Source organism: Paraburkholderia sp. Cy-641, assembly GCF_011752945.1.
Taxonomy (GTDB): domain Bacteria; phylum Pseudomonadota; class Gammaproteobacteria; order Burkholderiales; family Burkholderiaceae; genus Paraburkholderia.
In genome coordinates, this window is the sequence record NZ_VWWM01000048.1 from 1 (window position 1) to 20,672 (window position 20,672).

Genomic DNA, 20,672 nt, shown 5'->3' on the forward strand with positions numbered 1-20,672 from the left:
CACCACCGGTGCCACGCCCGCCGCCGAAGACGCGGCCACCGCGCGCTCGGCCGGCGCGCCGCCGCCAGGGTTCGGCGCGGCACCCGATTTCAGCGCGACCAATCCGCCGCCGCCCAATGCATTCCCGCCGTCGCCGCCGCGCTATCTGCGGCAGAGCGATTCGGCGTGGAGCGTGTTCGGCCGCATCATCGCGGCGCGCGCGCGGCAACTGTTCGATCGCGCGGGCCAGCGGATCACGCAGCGCACGCTGCGCATCGGCGTGTCGGCGCGCATCTTCCATCCGGAGCCGGGTGCGAAGGGGCTGCGCGGCAAGACCTTGCAGTATCTCGAGGAATCGATCGCGCACTGGGTCATGTCGCGCGACGTGATCGTGTTCATGATTCCGACGGTCGGTCATCAGGGCATGCTGCACCCGAGCAACATCCGCTTGCGCGACTACGCCAAGCATCTCGACGGCCTGCTGCTGCAAGGCGGCGCCGACGTCTCGCCGCAGACCTATGCGGAAACGGCAATCAGTCACGAGTGGCCCGGCGACCGCGTGCGCGACATGTACGAACTCGAACTGCTGCACGAGTTCGTCGAGTCGGGCAAGCCGGTGCTCGGCGTCTGCCGCGGCTGCCAGTTGATCAACGTCGCGTTCGGCGGCACCTTGTATCAGGACATCGCGACCGATGTGCCGACCGCCGGTGCGCACGTCAACGAGAACTACGATCAGCACCGCCACGGCGTCCATTTTCCGGACGGCTCGACATTGCTCAACATGTTCCCGGGACGGCGCGACGCGATCGTCAACTCGATCCACCACCAGGCGGTGAAGACGCTCGGCCGCGATCTCAATATCGAGGCGGTGTCGGCGTCGGACGGCATCATCGAGGCCGTGCGCTACCGGCGCGCGCCGTTCGTGATGGGCGTGCAGTGGCATCCGGAGTTTCATCGCGCGGGCGGCCCGGAACTGCTCGATTGCACGCCGTTGCTCGATACGTTCCTGCGCGTGGCGCGGGAGACGCGGTTCTAGCCGGGTTTTCCGCCTGCGTGCGAGGGGTGGCGCGCTCTGCGTTTCTCGTCGCCGGTTTGTTCGACGCGCTGTCGCGCTATGCGGCGGCGCGTTTTTTCTTCTGACGCTCCTGGTGTCGTACCGTTGCGGTCTGTGTTGCCGCTGTGCCGATGGTTTGCGCGTTGGCATGGGCGGCCGGCGTGCGTTCGCGCTTGCCGGTTTTTATCTGGATAGTCAGGAATCCACGGTGTTGCCCGGTCGCTGGCAAGGTGCGATGGCGGTTTCGTAACCGTGCGAATCTTGCTTGAATCTTTGCTGATCGACGTATCTCGATTTCCACCCTATTTGAGATAGAGCGAGACAGCGGCGCGGTACTTCGCCTTGTCGCGAATCCGCGCGATAATCACCGGCTATTCTGGATTGGCGTGGAGCAGGCAGTATGAGGTTTTCCCTGGTAATTCGACGCGCGTTGCTGCTCGCGGGCGCGTATGCGTTCTGGCATGCCGGTGCCGTGCAGGCGGGGCAGGACGGCGGCACCGCACCGGTGGCCGGCACGCGGCCGGCCGTGAGCGAACTGACGCCGCAACCCGGCGATGCCGCGTCTGCAAGCGCGGCAAGTGCGGCAAGTGCGGCAAGTGCGCCCACGGCTGCGGATGCCTCGGCGCCAGCGGGCAGTGCGCGAGGCGACGTCGCCGAGCTGATGCAATTGATACACGACTCGAACCTGAGCGAGTTGCGCACCACGTACAACGGCAGCTACGGCGCAAGCCTGCTTTTCTATCCGGCACGGATGACGTATTACGTCGCGCTGTTTCAGGACAAGCATTTCTGGCGCGTGATCCAGTCCGACGATGCCGGGCGCGCGGAAGCCATCTACGCCGATTTCGCGCAGCAGACGGCGCGGCTCGCCGACGTCGAGATTCGCCGCACGCAATTGCAGGCGCAGACCGCGTATCTGCAGGGCATCATCGCGACCTCGCAGGAACAGGCGCAGCGCTTGCAGGCCGACGTCGAGGTCGCGCGTACGCAGCAGGCCAAGGTCGACGACTATCAGCGGCAGGCGCACGGCGAAGCGCTCACGTTGAGCGCCGAGCGCGACAAGGCGCAAGCGCAGTTGCGTCAGGTGCAGAGCGAGGTCGAGCAGTTGCGGCAACAGGCCGAAGCGGGTTTGCCGGCGCAGAAATAAGCGCTTGGGGTCGGCCATGAACGCGACCCTGACAAAGCCCGGCTCTGGGGAAGAGCCGGGTTTTTTTACCTCCACCTATCGCTCGATCTATTGGTCGATTCGAACAGCGCAGCTGAATCCCGCCCGCGGATGACGTCGTGCGGACGTTCCGCTCACTTCGCGAATTGCTCCGGAATTTCGGTGACGCGGCGCTGCGAGATGTGAGTCATCCACTCCGTGCCGTTGCTGGCCGACGCATCGTTCGACGCGGCCGGGCGTGGCGGTGGCGCGATCTCGTACACGGGTGTGGCGGCGGCCATGGTCACGGCGGCGTATTCGTCGCGGCTAAAGCGTGCTTGCGCCGGTAGCGAGTCGGTTCGCACAACCGGGCGAGTGTGCAATCGAGGCGAAGCGACCGGTGCGGCACGCATGAGCGCGATGCGCGGCGTGCCATGTGACGACGCCATCTGCACAGGACCGCCTTGCTCCGGCCTGTGATCCTTCCTGGCGCGCGGCATGTTGCCGGAATGCCGGGTGACCACGTTGCTCGAATGGATCGAGTGAGCGGGGTGGATTGGCGCATCCCGTCTTAGCGCTTTGTGCACCGATGCAGCGACAGGTGGGACGCTCGGTGTAGCAACGACCTCGGCATGCCTCGTTGCCGGCGTAACAGTCACTGGAGCCGGAGCGTCGACTTCGCCGACATCCCGCGTTTGCCGATGCGCAACCTCATTGCGCGTGTAATCCTGCTCAGGCCGCACCTCGTGTACCTCGTGCACATCGTGGCTAGCCATAAGCATGTCGAAGGGTTTCAGCAGCGCACCTGCCATCCGAGTCGGCGCGAAATGCTGGCCCATCGCAATCCACGCCAGCATCGCCGCGCCGCCGACCATACAGGTACCGCCCGCTATCGCAGCCCAATGCCGCGAAGCGCGACGTTTTGCGTGCCGGGACGGGCGTACCCTGAGCGGGATTCGCATCGGCTCCTGGGCGAAGGTTCGCAGCGCGTCGGCACCGCTTGCGCTGGAAATAATCGTGGGCCGCGCAACCTCGGCGGCGCGCGTGGCCCTGGTCGCAGGCGCCGCCACATCCGGCCTGTCGAACGGCTGCCACTCGCAGCACGCGAACATGTCCCTGTCTCTCAGGCACGCGGTGCGCAGCAGCGCGACACAGCGCAATTCGAGTTCCGCGCGCCAGGCTTCGCCGGGCGGATGCGCAGACCAGTCGCGGCCGAATGGCGCGGGCAAATGAGCGAGCGGACGCAGGCGTGGTAGCGCGTAAGCGCCTTCGATCAAGGTGAACGGAGTGCTAGGCATCGGTTTCTTCCCGCACCCGACGACGACGGAGCGCCGGTGGGCAGTCGCAGAATCTGTGGGAGCCGATGGCGACTCGGCGCGAGCCCGGGCTGCTGCCGCTCATCGCGCGATCCCGATTGATTCGGAGACCTGATAGCGGCGCGATGCAAAGGCTCGACCCGATGAAGCCATCGGCAAACAGAAAATGATGCCTTGAAACAGCCCCTTTTGACGTTCGGACTTCTCCGAAAATGATGTCCTATACGTTCAGGGACTCAACCGGTACACATACCGCAACGCCGTGATGTCGACCCCGCCCATATGATCGGGCTCCGCGCCGACGAACTGCCAGCCCTGCCGCTCATAGAAGCCGATCGCCGGAGTATTGCCTTCGAGCACGTACAGATACAGCTGCGTCTCGCCTTGTGCGCGCGCCCAGTCTTCGGCGGCGCGCATCAGCAGCTTGCCGACGCCGATGCCCTGGTAGCCGGGCAGCGCGTGCAGGTTGTCGAGCAGCACACCCCACGCGGACTCGGGCTGTCGCTCGACGCACACGAAGCCGGTCGGCTCGTCGCCGAGTTCGGCGATCAGCACGGTGCGGCGCTCGCCGCCCGGCGCATCGAGACGCGCGGCCCAGTAGGCGGCGCGTTCGCGCGTGACTTCGCCATCGAGGAACGCATCGGGCAACAGGCCGCGATAAGTGGCCTGCCAGCTGGCGCTGTGAATCGATGCAATGAGCGCGGCGTCCTCGGTGGTCGCGGGACGCAATGAAAGAGCAGGGGTGGTTCGCATCGGGGTAAGAATCGACTCAATGGTGTTGCACGAAAAGTTTACCGCGCTGCGTGCCGGTGTCGCGTAAGCAAACTGTATGCGTTTCGCGGCGGCGTGTTCAGCAGTAACATTACGTGGCGCGGGCCCCGCATGAATCACGATGTTTACCCTGATACCGGCGGTGCATCGCGAACAGCAAAATGCGGCGCCCTCGCGCGCGCTTTTCCGGTATCGTTCGTGGCATCCGCTTGCCGAACGCAGGGGATCGTTTCAACTGCCTGACCGCGACTGTCGCCGACTATCGAACAGCACGGCGGGCTCACACGAGAGTGTCATGTCTACTGCGACCCACGCTACTTCCGCTACCGAAGAATCCAAGGTCAAGACAGTCTTCCGCGTCGTCAGCGGCAACTTTCTTGAGATGTACGACTTCATGGTCTATGGCTACTACGCTTCGGCGATCGCCAAGACCTACTTCCCGAGCGGCAACGATTTCGCCTCGCTGATGCTGTCGCTGTCGGTGTTCGGTGCGGGCTTCCTGATGCGTCCGCTCGGCGCGATCGTGCTCGGCGCCTACATCGACCATCACGGCCGCCGCAAAGGCCTGATCCTCACGCTGAGCCTGATGGCGCTCGGCACGCTGACGGTCGCGGCAATCCCCGGCTACGCGACCCTCGGGCTCCTCGCACCGGTGCTCGTGCTGCTCGGGCGGCTGCTGCAAGGCTTCTCGGCCGGCGTCGAGCTCGGCGGCGTGTCGGTGTATCTCTCGGAGATCGCGACGAAGGGCAACAAGGGCTTCTACTGCTCGTGGCAGTCGGGCAGCCAGCAGGTCGCGGTGGTGTTCGCCGCGCTGATCGGCGTGCTGCTCAACAAGCTGCTGCCTGCCGACCAGATGTTCGCATGGGGCTGGCGCGTACCGTTCCTGATCGGTTGCCTGATCGTGCCGTTCCTGTTCATCATCCGCCGCTCGCTGCAGGAAACCGAGGAGTTCGCAGCGCGCAAGCATCGTCCAAGCATGGGCGAGATCATGAAGTCGATGCTCGCGAATTACCCGATCGTGCTCGGCGGCATGGGCATGGTCATCATGACGACCGTGTCGTTCTACATGATTACCGCCTACACGCCGACCTTCGGCAGGGAAGTGCTGAAGCTCTCGGCCATCGACACGCTCGTCGTCACGGTCTGCGTCGGTATCTCGAACCTGATCTGGCTGCCGCTTTCGGGCGCGCTGTCGGACCGTATCGGGCGCCGTCCGGTGCTGCTCGTGTTCACGGTCCTGACGATTCTCACTGCGTATCCGGCGCTGCAATGGCTCGTCGCCGATCCGTCGTTCGTGCGTCTCCTGCTCGTGCAATTGTGGCTGTCGTTCCTGTACGGCTGCTACAACGGCGCGATGGTCGTGGCGCTGACCGAGGTGATGCCGGTCGAAGTGCGCACCGCCGGCTTCTCGCTCGCCTACAGCCTCGCGACCACGATCGGCGGCTTTACGCCGGCCATCGCCACGCTGGTGATCCACGTGACGAGCAACAAGGCGGCGCCGGGTCTGGTGCTCGGCGTGGCGGCGATCTGCGGTCTGCTCGCGACGCTGTTCCTGTATCGCACGCCGGAATCGCGCAATCAGTATCGGGCGGCCTGACGGGTTCGGCTGATCGTCTGAAAACAAAAAGCCCCGCGTATGCGGGGCTTTTTGTTGGGCGGCGCGTGGCGAGGCGCGAGAGTGTGCGACGGCGTAGGGTGGTTGCGACGCGTGCTCCTGCGTTCCCGCATTTCCGCGTTCCCACGACGCCGTGCGCTTGCCGCTAACCGTTGCGCAATGCCTTCGCCACCGCATCGGCCACGTCATCCCACGCGCCGGGCCGCGGCTGACGCACGAGTGTCGCGCCCGCATACCACGGGCTGCGCGTGTCGTCTTCGAACCAGCGCCAGTCGGCGGCGAACGGCAGCATCAGCCAGAGCGGCTTGCGCAGCGCGCCGGCCAGGTGCGCGATCGACGTGTCGATCGACACGACCGCATCGAGCCGCTCGATGATCGCGGCGGTATCGGCGAAGTCGCCGATACGTTTGTCGAAGCGATGAATCGAGGCCGCGCGCGGATGCGCGTCGAGCGTCGCGCGTTCGGCATCGTTCAGGTCGGGTTGCAGCACGATCCAGTCGATGCCGTCGAGTGCGAACAGCGGTTCGAGCGCGGCAAGCGGCATCGAACGCGTTTCGTTGCGCTGAATGCGTCCCGACCACGCGAGCCCGATCTTGCGTTTCTCCTGGCCGCCGAGCGAGCCGCGCCATTTGCGGCCATACGCGGGCGGCACGCTTAGATACGGCGTGCGGCCCGGAATCGTGTCGTAGTTCGTGCCGAGCGCGAACGGCAGGCTCAAGAGCGGAATCTGCAGATCGGCGGCCGGGCGCGGCTGGCCGCGCGCGATCAGCGTCACGTGCCACGTTCGCGCGGCGGGCGCGAGGAGCGGCAGCAACGACGGCTGCACTTCGAGCACGACGCGCGCGGCGCGCTGCGCGACCAGCGGCACGAAGCGCACGAATTGCAGCGTGTCGCCGAAACCCTGTTCCGCATGGACCAGCAGCACGCGGTCCTCGATCGGCTCGCCATGCCAGCGCGGCAAGGTTTCGATAACCGGCTGCGCGACCGTTTGCAGCCGCCATTCGTATTCGGGCAGCCCGCGCGCGAAATCGCGCATTGCGAGCCAGGCCAGCGAGCGGTTCATATGCGCGGCCGCGAGATCGGGGCGCAGGCGCAACGCCTGATCGAATGCGCGCACGGCGGCGGCCTGTGCGCCGAGCGCTTGGTGCACGGTGCCGAGCGCGAGCCATGCGAGCGCGAATTGCGGATCGAGACCGACCGAGCGTTCCAGGTACGGCTGCGCCTCGGCGGCCCGGCCGAGCGCCGCGAGCGCATTGCCCATGCCGTAGATCGCGGGCGGCAGATTCGGCTGCAGGCGCAGCGCCGCCTCGAACGAGGCGACCGCCTCGGCATGGCGACCGGTGGCGTCGAGTGTATTGGCGAGATTGAAGTGCGCGGCGACGAAGCGCGGCTCGGTGGCGAGCGCGGCCTCGAAGCAGGGCACGGCTTCGGCCGGCCGGTCGAGCGCGTTCAGCGACATGCCGAGGTTGTTCAGCGCGCCCGCGTGATCGGGGCGCAGCTCCAGCGTGCGCCGGAACGACGTGATCGCCTCTGCATGACGCCCGAGCGCGTGCAGTGCGTTGCCGAGATTGTTGTGCGAGGACGCGTCGTCCGGTTGCAGGCGCAGCGAGCGGCTGAACGCGTCGGCGGCGTCTTCGTGACGGCCCACCGACGCATACGCGTTGCCGAGGTTGTAGTGCGCCATCGGGAACGTCGGCGCGAGCGTGAGCGCGTTGCGGAACTGCTCGATCGCGGCGTCGACCTGGCCGAGCGCCCTCAATGCATTGCCGAGGTTCAGTTGCAGCGCGGCGTCGCCGGGACGCAGATTCACCGCGCGCCGCACGAGCGCGGCGGCTTCCTCATGCTGGCCTTGCTGATGGCGCAGCACGCCGAGCAGGTGCAGTGCGTCGACGTGGCTGGGGTCGTGGTCGAGCGTAGCGCGATAGCCGCGTTCGGCTTCGTCGAGGCGGCCGTCACGATGCGCCGCGAACGCGCGGTCAAAAACGGGTTGCATGACGGGGGAGGGCATTCGGAGCGGACGAGGGCGCATTTTCCCATACTTGCGCGGGCGGACTCCGATTTGCGCCGGTTGTGGACATCTCTTGTGGACCTATCTCCCGGACCCATCGCACGGGCGCATCCCGACGAGCGACAGGCGCCGCGCCCGCGCGTGACGCATGTGCCGCCACGCGATTGATGCAGCGCACCCGTGCGCGGCTTGTCGGCGGCGTACACTAGAACGCATTGTTGCCTCCGGAGTTCCGCATGGACGCTGTCGCCTACGACGCGTCGCCGGTGCTGATCGTCGGGGCCGGTCCCACTGGACTTGCCGCAGCGATGAGTCTCGCCCGCGCCCATATCCCCGTGCGTCTGATCGACAAGGCGGCGCAGCCGAATCCGCATTCGCGCGCGATCGGCATTCAGGCGCGCACGCTCGAACTGCTCGAACAGCATCGGCTGATCGAACCGTTTCTCGAACTCGGCCATCGCGCGCGCGTCGCCAATCTGTTCTCGAACGGCATGCGGCTTGCGCAGCTCGATTTCGATCCGCTGCACACGCGCTATCCGTATCTGCTGTTTCTCGATCAGTCCGTGACCGAGCGGCTGCTCACCGAGCATCTGGCGACGCTCGGCGTGACGGTCGAGCGCGGCACCGAACTGACCTCGTTCATGCAGGGCTCGGCGAGCATTCAGGCGACGCTGCGCCGCGCGGACGGCCACACCGAAACGCTGCGTCCGTCGCACCTGATCGCGGCCGACGGCGCGCATAGTCTGATTCGCCACCGGCTCGCCCTGAGCTTCGAGGGCAAGACCTTCGGGCAGACGTTTCTGCTCGCCGATCTGCGCGCCGAAACCGACTGGCCCGACGACCAGTTCCATATCTTCGCGTCCGGTGAAGGCCTCGTCGCGCTGTTTCCGATGGGCCACGGCCGCCATCGTCTGATTGCCGATCACGCGGCCGGGCTGCCGGGTGCCGCCGTCGTGCCGGTGGCGCCCAGCGAGCCGCCGCCGGGCCCGCCGCTGAATCTGCCGCCGCCGCCGTCGCTCGAACAATGCAAGACGCTGATCGCGCGGCGCGTGCGCGAGCGTGTCGATGTCTCGGATCTCGCGTGGTCCTCGTATTGCCACGTGAATAGCCGCATGGTGGATCGCCTGCGCGTGGGCCGCATTTTTCTGGCCGGCGACGCCGCGCACGTGCACAGCCCGGCCGCCGCGCAGGGCATGAACACCGGCATCCAGGAAGCGCTGAACCTCGGCTGGAAACTCGCGCGCGTGATTCGCGGCGCCGCGCCCGACCGGCTGCTCGATACGTACCACCTCGAACGGCATCCGATCGGGCGCGACGTGCTGCGGCAGACCGGCTTCATCACGCAGATGGCCGAAGCCGGTCACGGTCCGCTGAAGCTGTTGCGCGAGCGCGTGATGCCGGTGCTGGCCGCGCTTGGTCCGCTGCGCGATGCCGCGCGCGCGACGATCAGCGAACTGTCGGTCCAGTACCGGCGCAGTCCGCTCACGCTCGAACGCGTGCTCGACGGCGGCCCGCGTGCGGGCGAACGCGCGCCCGATGCGCTCGTGCATGTGGTCGATGGTCCGCTCGGGCGCGCGCCCGGGGTCGGCTGCCTCTTCGATCTGCACGATCCGGCGTTTTTCTCGCTGTTTCTGCTGGTGCCGCCGCTGCCGGTCGACGGCACGCCGCTCGATCCCGCCGCGAAGCATGCGCCGCCGGCCGACCCCGAGGTGGAGAAGCTCGCGGCCGAAGTCGAGCGCCTGCTGCCGGGCGCGGTGCGAATCTGGCGCGTTACCGATACGAGCGGCGACGGCGCGCCCGCGCTCGCCGAATCGTATGGCCGCACGCGGCCGTCGTTCTATCTGGTGCGGCCCGATGGCTATATCGGCGCGCGCGGGCGCACCGGCTCGGACCTGCACGGCCTGTTGAGGCACTGCGAAGCGTGGTTCACGGCGGCGGGGGAGATACGGGAGCAGGTGGCGCTGTGAGGCCTGACACTCGTTGAGTTGAACGTCGATCCCGGTCTCGCATGCGCATGCCGGCGCGCGCAACCTCGTTGCGCGCGCGGCTCATGCGAAAGCGCTCCGGGACTGGACCTGGACCTAAACTGCTGCCGGTGTTTGCGCCGGCGTCAGCTTCTCGCGATACCTGACGATCGCCTCGCGCGTGAAGTCCGACAGCGCGATGTCATACGTATCCGGCGCTTCGTCGAGCGTCGTGAGCAGCGCGCGCCGCATGCGCGGCTCCCAGAAACGATGGATATGGTCGGCGACGCCGCTCAGCGCCTCCTCGTGATCGGGCATCGATTCGAAGAAATCGCCGATCCGGTTCGCCATGTCGATCAGATTCCGATTGTCCATGGCTCGCCTCACTTGCCCGAGGTGACGGCGGCGGGCGCCTTGGCCGGCTCGCGCTGCTTGAGCAGTTCGAGCTGCTCGCTATTGAAGCGCGAGTAGTCCTTCTGCCATTGCGACGGCTGCTCGACCGGCATCACCTGTACCGCGGTCACCTTGTACTCGGGGCAGTTGGTGGCCCAGTCGGAACTGTCGGTGGTGATGACGTTCGCGCCCGATTCGGGGAAGTGGAACGTCGTATAGACGACGCCCGGCTGCATCCGCTCCGTGACCTTCGCGCGCAGCACGGTCTGCCCCGCGCGCGATTCGATGCCGACCCAGTCGCCGGTCCTGATACCGCGTTCTTCCGCGTCGTGCGGATGCAGTTCGAGCCGGTCTTCGTCATGCCACAGCGAGTTCTCGGTGCGGCGCGTCTGCGCGCCGACGTTGTACTGCGAGAGGATGCGGCCCGTCGTCAGCAGCAGCGGATACCGGCGCGTGACTTTTTCAGGCGATGCGATGAACTTGGTGATCACGAACTTGCCCTTGCCGCGCACGAAGGTGTCGACGTGCATGGTCGGCGTGCCGTCGGGCGCTTCTTCGTTGCACGGCCACTGGATGCTGCCCATTTCGTCGAGCTTGCGGTACGACACGCCGTGGAAGGTCGGCGTGAGCCGCGCGATTTCGTCCATGATCTCGGACGGATGCGCGTAGTCCATCTCGTAGCCGAGCGCGCGCGAGAGCAGCAGCGTGACTTCCCAGTCCGCATAGCCGCCGAGCGGCGGCATCACCTTGCGCACGCGCGAGATGCGGCGCTCGGCATTGGTGAACGTGCCGTCCTTTTCGAGGAACGACGAGCCGGGCAGCAGCACGTGCGCGTATTTGGCGGTCTCGTTCAGGAAGATATCCTGCACGACGATGCATTCCATCGACGACAACGCCGCCGCCACATGATGCGTGTTCGGGTCCGACTGGACGATGTCCTCGCCCTGGCAGTAGAGGCCCATGAAGCTGCCGTGCAGCGCGGCGTCGAACATGTTCGGAATGCGCAGGCCCGGTTCCGGTTGCAGCGTGACGTGCCAGGCGTCTTCGAACAGCGAACGCGTGACCGTGTCGCCGATATGGCGATAGCCCGGCAGCTCGTGCGGGAACGAGCCCATGTCGCACGAGCCCTGCACGTTGTTCTGGCCGCGCAGCGGATTCACGCCGACACCTTCGCGGCCGACATTGCCGGTTGCCATCGCGAGGTTCGCGATGCCGATCACCGTCGTCGAGCCTTGCGCGTGTTCGGTGACGCCGAGGCCGTAGTAGATCGCGGCATTGCCGCCGGTCGCGTAGACGCGCGCGGCTTCGCGCACCTGCTGCGCGGGCACGCCGGTCGCGGCCTCGGTCGCTTCGGGCGAGTTCTCCGGCAGCGCGACGAACGCGCGCCATTGCTCGAACGCGCGCGTTTCGCAGCGCTCGGCGACAAACGCTTCGTTAAGCAGACCTTCGGTGACGATCACATGCGCGAGCGCATTGACGATCGCGACATTGGTGCCGGGCCGCAATTGCAGATGATGCGAGGCCTTCACGTGCGGCGTATCGACGATGTCGATCCTGCGCGGATCGACGACGATCAGCTTCGCGCCCGCGCGCACGCGCCGCTTCAGGCGCGAGCCGAACACCGGGTGGCCGTCGGTCGGATTCGCGCCGATCACCATGATGACGTCGGCCTTATCGATCGAGGCGAAGGTCTGCGTGCCGGCCGATTCGCCGAGCGTGGTCTTCAGGCCATAGCCGGTCGGCGAATGGCAGACGCGCGCGCAGGTGTCCACGTTGTTGTTGCCGAACGCGGCGCGCACGAGCTTCTGCACGAGGTAAGTCTCTTCGTTGGTGCAGCGCGACGACGTGATGCCGCCGATCGAATCGCGCCCGTGCTTCGCCTGGATGCGGCGGAATTCCGAGGCCGCATACGAGATCGCTTCTTCCCAACTGACTTCGCGCCACGGGTCGGTGATCTTCGCGCGGATCATCGGCCTCTTGATGCGGTCCTTGTGCGTCGCGTAGCCCCATGCGAAGCGGCCCTTCACGCAGGCATGGCCTTCGTTGGCCTGGCCGTTCTTGTGCGGCACCATCCGTACGACCTGGTTGCCCTTCATCTCGGCCTTGAACGAGCAGCCGACGCCGCAATACGCACAGGTGGTCACGACCGAGTGCTCGGGCTGGCCGAGCATCACGACGGTCTTTTCCTGCAAGGTCGCGGTCGGGCAGGCGGCGACGCAGGCGCCGCACGACACGCACTCCGATTCCATGAACGGCTGGTTCTCGCTGGCGGCGACGCGCGATTCGAAACCGCGGCCGGCGATTGTCAGCGCGAACGTGCCCTGGGTTTCCTCGCAGGCGCGCACGCAGCGATTGCAGACGATGCACTTCGACGGGTCGTAGGTGAAGTACGGATTCGATTCGTCCTTCCTGTCCTTCAAGTGATTCGCGCCGTCGAAGCCGTAGCGCACCTCGCGCAGGCCCGTCACGCCCGCCATGTCCTGCAGTTCGCAGTCGCCGTTGGCGGGGCAGGTCAGGCAGTCGAGCGGATGGTCGGAGATGTACAGCTCCATCACGTTGCGGCGCAGCGATTGCAGACGGTCGGTCTGCGTGCGCACCTTCATGCCGGCTTCGACCGGCGTCGTGCACGAGGCCGGATAGCCGCGCCGTCCTTCGATTTCGACGAGGCACAGACGGCACGAGCCGAACGGTTCGAGCGAATCGGTCGCGCAGAGCTTCGGTACGTTGACGCCGGCTTCGACCGCCGCGCGCATCACCGAGGTGCCGGCGGGCACCGTCACCGCCTGGCCGTCGATTTCGAGCGTGACGTCGACGTCCGCGTGACGGGCGGGCGTGCCGTAGTCGGTGTCGTCGGAGAACGGGTTGGCAGCGCGCGCCATGGCCTGCGACTTGCACGCGCAGTTGCCTGAGCCGCAGCCGCCGGTGGAAGAGTTGAGCTGATCGGACATGATGGGGCTCCTGGGTCAGGCCGCGGCCGCTTGGGTGGCGTGGCCGGCAGCGGCATCGGCGGCGAGACCGAAATCTGCGGGGAAATGATCGAGCGCGGACAGCACCGGATACGGCGTCATGCCGCCCATCGCGCACAGCGAACCGGACACCATCGTGTCGCACAGATCGCGCAGCAGTTGCACCTGGCGCGTCGACGTATCGCCGTTGCGAATCCGCGCGATCACCTCGACGCCGCGCGTCGAGCCGATCCGGCACGGCGTGCATTTGCCGCACGATTCGAGCGCGCAGAAGTGCATCGCGTATTGCGCGAGTTCGGCGAGGTTCGAGGTGTCGTCATGCACGACGAGACCGCCGTGGCCGATCACCGCGCCGACCGCCGCGTACGCTTCGTAGTCCATCGGGATGTCCCACTGGCTTTCGGGCAGATAGGTGCCGAGCGGACCGCCGACCTGCACCGCGCGCGCCGGCCGGCCGCTGGCGGTGCCGCCGCCGTAATCGTTCAGCAGTTCGCGCAGGGTCACGCCGAACGCGAGTTCGACGAGGCCGCCGCGCTTGATGTTGCCGGCCAGCTGGAACGGCAGCGTGCCGCGCGAGCGGCCCATGCCGAAGTCTTTGTAGAACGCCGCGCCGCGCGCGAAGATGATCGGTACCGTGGCGAGCGTGATCACGTTGTTGATCACGGTGGGCTGGCCGTAGAGACCGGCAAGCGCGGGCACCGGCGGCTTCGCGCGGACGATGCCGCGCTTGCCTTCGAGCGATTCGAGCAGCGCGGTTTCTTCGCCGCACACGTACGAGCCTGCGCCTTTCGCGACGAACAGTTCGAAACGATGCGCGTTCGAGCCGAGCACGCTGTCGCCGAGCCAGCCGGCGGCGCGCGCACGGGCGACGGCCGTTTCGAGCGTCGCGATCGAGTGCGGGTATTCGCTGCGCACGTAGATGTAGCCGACGCTCGCGCCGGTCACGACGCCTGCGATGATCATGCCTTCGATCAGCATGTACGGATCGCTTTCCATCACGAGGCGATCGGAGAAGGTGCCGGAGTCGCCCTCGTCGGCATTGCAGACGACGTACTTCTGCGCCGCCTTCGCGCCGCGCACCGTGCGCCATTTGATGCCGGCCGGGAACGCCGCGCCGCCGCGGCCGCGCAGGCCCGATTCGATCAGCGCTTCGCAGGCGGCGTCGCCATCGGTTTGCAGCGCCGCGCGCAAGCCTTTGAGGCCGCCGTGGGCGACATAGTCGTCGATCGACAGCGGATCGGTGATGCCGATGCGCGCGAAGGTCAGGCGCTGCTGCTTCTTCAGATACGGTATCTCGTCGACCACGCCGACGCGCCGCGCGTGTTCGCCGCCGTCGACGAAGCCCGCGTCGAACAGCGCGGCGACGTCTGCCGCTTCGACGTTCGCATAGCCGACGCGGCCCTCAGGCGTGGCGACTTCGACGAGCGGTTCGAGCCACAGCAAGCCACGCGAACCGTTGCGGATCAGTTCGATCTGCATGCCGCGGCGCGCGGCTTCGCTCGCGATGGCCTCGGCAACGGCATCGGCGCCGAGCGCGAGCGCCGACGAATCGCGGGGAACGTAGAGGCGTGTCATGCCGGCACCTCCACGCATGTGCGGGCCGCGGCGAACAGCGCGTCGAATTTCTGCGGCGACACGCGCGCGTGCAGCGTGCCGTTGAGCATCAGCGCCGGCGACAGCGCGCATTGGCCGAGGCAGTACGCCGATTCCAGTTCGACGGTGGCGCCGTCCTGATGGCCGGCGTCGAAGCGGCAGCCGGTGTGCGCCTCGATGTGCCGCGCGAGCGCTTCGGTGCCCATGCTGCGGCACGCTTCGGCGCGGCACAGCTGCACAGTGACGGGCGCGGCCGGCGTGGTGCGGAAATGGTGGTAGTAGGTGATGACGCCGTGCACTTCCGCGCGCGACAGGCTCAGCGCGCGGGCGAGCGGCTCGACCGTGGCGGGCGGCACATAGCCGACTTCGTCCTGGATCGCGTGCAGGATCGTGATGAGCGTGCGGCCAGGCTGTGCGTGACGTTGCACGAGTTGCTCCGGCGCCGTGGCGAGAGAATCTTCCAAAAGGGGGCTCCTCCAAAGCGATATATGCACTTGTTATTCATAATACGTGCACGTATGCTTCGCTTATTCGATATGGTATAGCCGAACGATAGGCGGGCCGACGGGCGCACGCAATAGGAAAGAGATACACATATATGGTCAGGATCGAATGCCAGGTCGAACTGGTGGTGAAGGGTGCGGACGGCCGCGAGGCCAGCCTGTCGGAGCTGGTGCCGCTGCTCGCGCTCGTCGACGAATCGGGCAGCATTGCCCAAGCCGCGGCGCTTAAGGGTTTGTCCTACCGGCATGCGTGGGGTTTGCTGCGCGGCATCGAGGAGCGTCTGGGCGGCGCGCTGATCGAGAAAGAGCGCGGGCGCGGCTCGGTGCTCTCCGAACTCGGCCAGGCGGTGCTGCGCGCGCAGCGGCTGTGCGGCGAGCGGCTCGACGGCAATCTGCAGGCGCTCGCGAGCGAGGTGGCGAGCGACCTGAACCGCTGGCTCGCGCCGCCCGCCGACGACGTGCGCATCCACGCCTCGCACGGTTACGCGGTGGCCGCACTGGTGACGGCGCTCGTCGCGCACGATCTGCCGGTCGAGATCAAATATCGCGACAGCGCGGACGCGGTCAGTGCACTCGCGCGCGGCGAGTGCGATCTGGCGGGTTTTCACCTGCCGCTCGGCGAATTCCGCGCGGTGTGCGCCGATACCTATCGGCGCTGGCTCGATCCGCAGCGCCATGTGCTCGTGCATCTGACGCGGCGCAAGCAGGGGCTGTTCATCGGCAAGGGCAACCCGAAGCGGATCGGCGGCCTCGGCGATCTCGCGCGCGACGACATCCGCTTCGTCAACCGGCAGCCGGGTTCCGGCACGCGCATGCTGCTCGATCTCGCGCTGCGCCGGATCGGCGTGGACCCGGACCGGGTCAACGGCTACGCGTCCACCGAACTCACGCATTCGGCGATCGCGGCCTTCGTCGCGAGCGGCATGGCGGACGTCGGCTTCGGCGTGGAGCCGGCCGCGCATCACTTCGGGCTCGACTTCATTCCGGTCGTCGACGAAGACTATTACTTCGCGTGCGACCGCGCGCATCTGACGCGCGCGCCGCTCGCCTCGGTGATCGAACTGCTGCGCGGCAGCGCGTTTCGCCATCGCGTCGAGCAGCTCGACGGCTACGATCCGCGCGACTGCGGCAGGCTCGTGGATCTGGCGGAAGGCCTCGGCGAGGCGGCTTGAGCGGTGGAAAACGCGATGGCAAGTGGGGTGGCAAGCGCGCTGGAAAGTGCGCTGGGATGGAAGGTGGAATCGGCGCTGCCCCGGCGATGGCGTAAGCGGTTGTAATCGTTAAGCTGCGTAGGCCGCTGCGAAGTGCGTTCGTTTCAGCTACTCTCTTGGCTTCGCATCCGCTTTAACCACGCGCCACGCCGCGCCGAACACTATGAAAGCTCTTCTTCACGCATGTGCCGCGGTCGCCGCGGCGGGTGTGCTTTGCGCCACCGTTTCCGTTGCTTTCGCGCAGAATTCGCCCGGCGTGCCGGGCGGCATCCTGCAGGACGAGTTCCGTATCAACGAACATCCGCAGATGCCGTTCGCGGCGTCCGCGCCGTCGAGCAAGTATCAGCATGGCAAACCCACGGCGGCGCGCAAGCGTGGCGACATGGGCGATCCGAACGGCTGCAATCTGCAGTGTCCTCAGGACCAGTAAGAGGGGTGTGCCGGGCTTCGTTCGACGTCTGATAACGTCGAACGTCTGATAGTGCCCGAGGCAACGACAACGCCGGCTTTGCGCCGGCGTTGTGCTTTGTGGGCCTGCTTCCCCGCGCGGTTCTGCGTGGGCGATTTGTGACAGCCTACGGCCGATATGCCTTGCGACCGAAGTGTTTCCGCGTGTGTCGGTTCAAGGCTTGGCGATGTGCCACACGTCCTTGAAACCGTCGCCCTTCGTATCCCCCGCCTGCTTGTCGGACGAATAGCGATAGAGCGGATGACCCTTGTACGCCCACTGCTGCTTGCCGTCCGCGGTCGGGATCAGCGTCAGGTCGCCCGCGGGCTTGTCGGTCGGGGCTGCCGTCGCCGCGGGCCAGTAACTCATGCAGCCGCCGGTGCAGGCGCTCACGCCCGGGGTGGTGTCCTTGTCGAAGGTGTAGAGCGACATGCCGTCCGCGGTGACGAAGCGGCCGCCGTCTACCTTGGGCGGATCGGCGAGGGCGCTCTGTTGCAGCGCAACGAAGGCGAGTGGGGCCAGGACGAGGATGGACTTGCGCATGATGCGGGCTCCTGTGTTGACGACGTGTTGGATGGTCGGACGGTGCGGTTTGACCGCGTGTTGCGGGCACTGCGTTTCTGGCAACGCGTTTTGCTAACGCGCTGGACATCTGCGTTGGACTTCGCCAGGTTCGAGTATAGGCAGCGGATGCCGATTTGCGATCCGCCGGCGCGATTCACCGGCTTCACCGGCGCGCGCGTACGGGATGAACGGGTGGGAGCGGGGGAATATTCCGCGCGTGGGGCACGATCCAGCCTGCCCCTGTCGCCAATCAATCTTGAATAAGGGTCACGCGATGAATAGTCCGCCAAAGAGTCACCCGCAAAAAACATGAGGATGGGAACTGGCAACCCATGGCGAAACGCTGGCAAGGGCTATCGGCGGCTATCCGTCCTTTCATGATTCGGCGGTTCGTTCGTTTTGCATGCGACGGGAACGGCAAACACGGGGGGACGGAGACGGTCGCCTGCTACCCGGTGCGCGTACGCGCGAACTAGTGGATGTGCGGCTCGAAGTGCTGCACAACCGCTATGGCGCGCCGGCCGTAGACGGACGTCCCGATCAGGTGGTCGTGCTCGACTGTCTGGACGTGCGGACTTCCGGGATCGACGTGAACGCCATGCTCGAGGAAGCCACGATCATGGAAATGACGCTCGCGCAAGCACCGGGAGCATTGATCCGGCTGGACCTCATGCCGAATGTCGGTCTCGATATCCGGCTGACGTGCAAGGAAGTCGTGATCGTCGACGTGCGGCCTTATTTGCGCGAGGTTTCGTAAGAGCCATGCCGCGGCCGGAGAGAGAGGGCGGCTCCACCGCCGGCCTTGTCGTGACAAAACGTGAAAAAACGCGACACCATCCCTCGCGCGGCAAACGCCCTCAACGGGCGATCTGAGGAAACCCGTATAACTTCTCCGGATTGGACGCGAAGATCATCCGCTGCCAATCGCTCCGGCCGATCCACGAAGCGATCACATCCACCAATCCCGCATCGTCGGGCTTGGTGGTTTTTTCCGTGGGATGCGGCCAGTCGGTGCCCCACAGCATGCGCTCGGGCGCCATCGCGATGAACGCCTTCGCCACCGGCGCGACGTCGGCATACTCGGGCGCGCCGCTTTTCGTATCGACGTACGGGCCCGAGAGCGTCACCCAGGTATTGCCGCGCTCGACCAGTTTGCGCGCGCTCTTCATGGCATCCGAGCCGAGGCCGTCCGGCTGCGGAACATGCGCGATGTGATCGAGCACGAGAGGGCACGGCAACGCGAGCAGGTGCTTCTCCAGCGCCGGCAGCTTCGCGCCCTGCACGACCAGCTCGATGTGCCAGCCGAGCGGCGCGACACGGGCCGCAAGCGGCGCGAGCATCTCGACGGTCGTGGCGCCCGGATAGCTGAGATTGAAGCGTATGGCGCGAACGCCCGCTTCGTTCATCTGCGCAAGCCCGGCGTCGGTGACGGACGTATCCACGACCGCCACGCCGCGCGCGTCGGCGCCGAACTGCTTCAGCGCGTCCAGCAGGCAGCGGTTGTCGGTGCCGTAGGTCGACGGCGTCACCACGACATTGCGGCGCATGCCGAGACGCTGCTGGATCTGCCGGTATTGCCCGACGGTCGCATTGGGCGGCCGCAGCGTGGTGCCCGGCGCGCTCGGAAAGCGGTCGTCGTAGATGTGCATATGGCAGTCCACCGTACCTTCAGGAAGCCTGAACGATGGCCGCTCGGTGCCGCTGGACCAGATCCCGGCGCACTCGCCGAGACGGGGCAGTGCGGCGGCGAGGCTGCCCGCACCGAGCATGCCGAGGAATTGGCGGCGTTTGATATCGGGCATGTCAAACCACCTCGACTTTATTCGGCACGCGTTGATCGGGGCCCGGGCGGCTCAGCAGCAGGAGCGTCGCCACACTCACGAGCGTCAGCAGGCCAAGCGGCATCAGCGCGAGCGCGTAGCTGCCCGTGGCTTCCTTGACCCAGCCGTAGACGTTCACCATCAGGCCGCCGCCGAGCAGATTGGCGATCGCGTTGATGGTCGCGAGTCCCGCCGCGGCCGTGCTGTTGGACAGCATGCTGGAGGCGAGCGCCCAGAACGGCCCCTTGAAGGCATAGGCGCCGACCAGCACCGCGCACAGCATCGTCAGGGTGGGCAAAAGCGAACCGCTCAGCGACGTGCCGAACAGGCCGAGGCCGATGAGCAGCATCGGAATCACCGTATGCCAGCGCCGTTCCTGCAGCCGGTCCGAGCGTCGTCCCCAGTACACCATGAGAACGGACGACAGCGCGTAGGGCACCGAGTTGAGCAGACCGGTCTGCATGACCGTCAAGCCATACGACTTCAGCAATTGAGGCTGCCACACGGAAAGCGTGCTGCCCGCGCCGGAGGCGCACACATCGACGAGCGCGAGACACAGCACATAGCGATTGCGAAACAGTTTCGCGAGCGGCATCGGCGGGACTTTGCTGGGAGCGCGCGCTTCGCTCGCGATGGCGCCGGTCAGCCACTCGCGCTCGCCGGCCGACAGCCAGCGCGCTTCGTCCGGCTTGTTGGTCAGCAGCACGAGGCAGACCAGGCCGAGCAGCACGGTCGGAATGCCTTCGAGGATGAAGAGCCATTGCCAGCCGCGCAGCCCCGCGAAGCCGTCGAGTTGCAGCAGGGCCGCCGAGATCGGCGAGCCGATGAAGCTCGCGGCGGGAATCGCCACCATGAAGGTGGCGACGATGCGGGCGCGATACTTCGCAGGAACCCAGTAGGACAGGTAAAGCAGCACGCCGGGGAAGAAACCGGCCTCGGCCGCGCCGAGCAGAAAGCGCAGCACGTAGAAACCGGTCGGCGTGCGCACCAGCGCGGTGGCCGTTGAAACGAGTCCCCACGTAATCATGATGCGGGCAATCCAGATACGCGCGCCGTAGCGTTGCAGCGCCATGTTGCTCGGCACTTCGAAGAAGAAGTACGAGACGAAGAAGAGACTGCTGCCGAACCCGAAAACGCGCGGTGAAAGTCCGAGGTCGTGATTCATCTGCAGGGACGCCATGCCGACGTTGCCGCGGTCGATGAACGCGAGCAGGTAGCAGAGCATGAGGAAGGGCACGAGCCGCCAGACGACCTTGCGAAGGGTCTGCTGCTCGAGCGCGGATGCAGCGGCGCTGCCGTTGAATTGCATGAGTGAGTCTCCTG

The 20,672-nt window shown here is 66.4% G+C and carries 17 protein-coding genes; 7 read left to right on the forward strand and 10 right to left on the reverse strand.

What is annotated here, in order from left to right; all coding sequences use genetic code 11:
- A partial coding sequence (locus F3J20_RS23495) for a type 1 glutamine amidotransferase (RefSeq protein ID WP_167284669.1) occupies window positions 1–1,015 on the forward strand: 1,015 nt, incomplete at its 5' end.
- A 418-nt stretch (window positions 1,016–1,433) separates the two neighbouring features.
- On the forward strand, window positions 1,434–2,180 hold the full coding sequence (locus F3J20_RS23500; RefSeq protein WP_167284670.1) for a DUF2968 domain-containing protein: 747 nt from the start codon (window positions 1,434–1,436) through the stop codon (window positions 2,178–2,180).
- 152 nt (window positions 2,181–2,332) lie between these two features.
- On the opposite strand, the gene F3J20_RS23505 is transcribed toward F3J20_RS23500, so the two are convergent.
- Window positions 2,333–3,475 carry a hypothetical protein gene (locus F3J20_RS23505; protein ID WP_167284671.1) on the reverse strand — a complete coding sequence of 381 codons (1,143 nt, stop codon included), beginning with the start codon at window positions 3,473–3,475 and terminating at the stop codon, window positions 2,333–2,335.
- 246 nt (window positions 3,476–3,721) lie between these two features.
- Window positions 3,722–4,246 (reverse strand): GNAT family N-acetyltransferase, encoded by a 525-nt coding sequence (locus tag F3J20_RS23510; RefSeq protein ID WP_167284672.1) that lies wholly within the window; start codon window positions 4,244–4,246, stop codon window positions 3,722–3,724.
- A gap of 313 nt (window positions 4,247–4,559) precedes the next feature.
- Between F3J20_RS23510 and F3J20_RS23515 the strand changes: the two genes are divergently transcribed.
- Window positions 4,560–5,861, forward strand: a complete 1,302-nt coding sequence (locus F3J20_RS23515; protein WP_167284673.1) for an MFS transporter — start codon at window positions 4,560–4,562, stop codon at window positions 5,859–5,861.
- Window positions 5,862–6,024: 163 nt separating this feature from the next.
- Here the strand turns inward: F3J20_RS23515 and F3J20_RS23520 are convergent, their stop codons facing one another.
- Entirely contained in the window at window positions 6,025–7,872 is a 1,848-nt protein-coding gene (locus tag F3J20_RS23520; protein ID WP_167284674.1) for a tetratricopeptide repeat protein, read from the reverse strand.
- A gap of 251 nt (window positions 7,873–8,123) precedes the next feature.
- On the opposite strand from F3J20_RS23520, the gene F3J20_RS23525 reads away from it, so the two are divergent.
- Window positions 8,124–9,854: an FAD-dependent monooxygenase gene (locus tag F3J20_RS23525; protein WP_167284675.1), complete on the forward strand. Its 1,731-nt coding sequence runs from the start codon at window positions 8,124–8,126 to the stop codon at window positions 9,852–9,854.
- Between the two features lie 114 nt (window positions 9,855–9,968).
- Here F3J20_RS23525 and F3J20_RS23530 read toward each other — a convergent pair whose 3' ends face one another.
- Genes F3J20_RS23530 through F3J20_RS23545 form a run of 4 tightly spaced genes read right to left on the reverse strand, consistent with a single transcriptional unit; the run spans window position 9,969 to window position 15,267 of the window.
- Entirely contained in the window at window positions 9,969–10,226 is a 258-nt protein-coding gene (locus F3J20_RS23530) for a formate dehydrogenase subunit delta (protein ID WP_167049559.1), read from the reverse strand.
- 8 nt (window positions 10,227–10,234) lie between these two features.
- On the reverse strand, window positions 10,235–13,192 hold the full coding sequence (gene fdhF / locus F3J20_RS23535) for a formate dehydrogenase subunit alpha (protein WP_167284676.1): 2,958 nt from the start codon (window positions 13,190–13,192) through the stop codon (window positions 10,235–10,237).
- A gap of 15 nt (window positions 13,193–13,207) precedes the next feature.
- The gene (locus tag F3J20_RS23540) at window positions 13,208–14,785 is read right to left on the reverse strand and encodes a formate dehydrogenase beta subunit (protein ID WP_167284677.1); all 1,578 of its coding nucleotides are present in this window, start codon (window positions 14,783–14,785) and stop codon (window positions 13,208–13,210) included.
- Window positions 14,782–15,267: an NAD(P)H-dependent oxidoreductase subunit E gene (locus F3J20_RS23545; RefSeq protein ID WP_167284678.1), complete on the reverse strand. Its 486-nt coding sequence runs from the start codon at window positions 15,265–15,267 to the stop codon at window positions 14,782–14,784. Before F3J20_RS23545 ends, F3J20_RS23540 begins: the two co-directional genes overlap by 4 nt.
- 134 nt (window positions 15,268–15,401) lie before the next feature.
- On the opposite strand from F3J20_RS23545, the gene F3J20_RS23550 reads away from it, so the two are divergent.
- Window positions 15,402–16,478: a substrate-binding domain-containing protein gene (locus F3J20_RS23550; RefSeq protein WP_167284679.1), complete on the forward strand. Its 1,077-nt coding sequence runs from the start codon at window positions 15,402–15,404 to the stop codon at window positions 16,476–16,478.
- A 202-nt stretch (window positions 16,479–16,680) separates the two neighbouring features.
- Window positions 16,681–16,947, forward strand: a complete 267-nt coding sequence (locus F3J20_RS23555; RefSeq protein ID WP_167049549.1) for a hypothetical protein — start codon at window positions 16,681–16,683, stop codon at window positions 16,945–16,947.
- Between the two features lie 192 nt (window positions 16,948–17,139).
- Here F3J20_RS23555 and F3J20_RS23560 read toward each other — a convergent pair whose 3' ends face one another.
- The gene (locus F3J20_RS23560; RefSeq protein WP_167049547.1) at window positions 17,140–17,508 is read right to left on the reverse strand and encodes a hypothetical protein; all 369 of its coding nucleotides are present in this window, start codon (window positions 17,506–17,508) and stop codon (window positions 17,140–17,142) included.
- A gap of 496 nt (window positions 17,509–18,004) precedes the next feature.
- Between F3J20_RS23560 and F3J20_RS32215 the strand changes: the two genes are divergently transcribed.
- Window positions 18,005–18,286 carry an immunity 50 family protein gene (locus F3J20_RS32215; protein ID WP_240162882.1) on the forward strand — a complete coding sequence of 94 codons (282 nt, stop codon included), beginning with the start codon at window positions 18,005–18,007 and terminating at the stop codon, window positions 18,284–18,286.
- Between the two features lie 100 nt (window positions 18,287–18,386).
- Here F3J20_RS32215 and F3J20_RS23570 read toward each other — a convergent pair whose 3' ends face one another.
- The gene (locus F3J20_RS23570) at window positions 18,387–19,331 is read right to left on the reverse strand and encodes an amidohydrolase family protein (RefSeq protein ID WP_167284680.1); all 945 of its coding nucleotides are present in this window, start codon (window positions 19,329–19,331) and stop codon (window positions 18,387–18,389) included.
- 1 nt (window position 19,332) lies between these two features.
- Window positions 19,333–20,658, reverse strand: coding sequence for an MFS transporter (locus F3J20_RS23575; RefSeq protein WP_167284681.1), 1,326 nt, complete (start codon window positions 20,656–20,658; stop codon window positions 19,333–19,335).
- Window positions 20,659–20,672 lie beyond the last annotated feature (14 nt).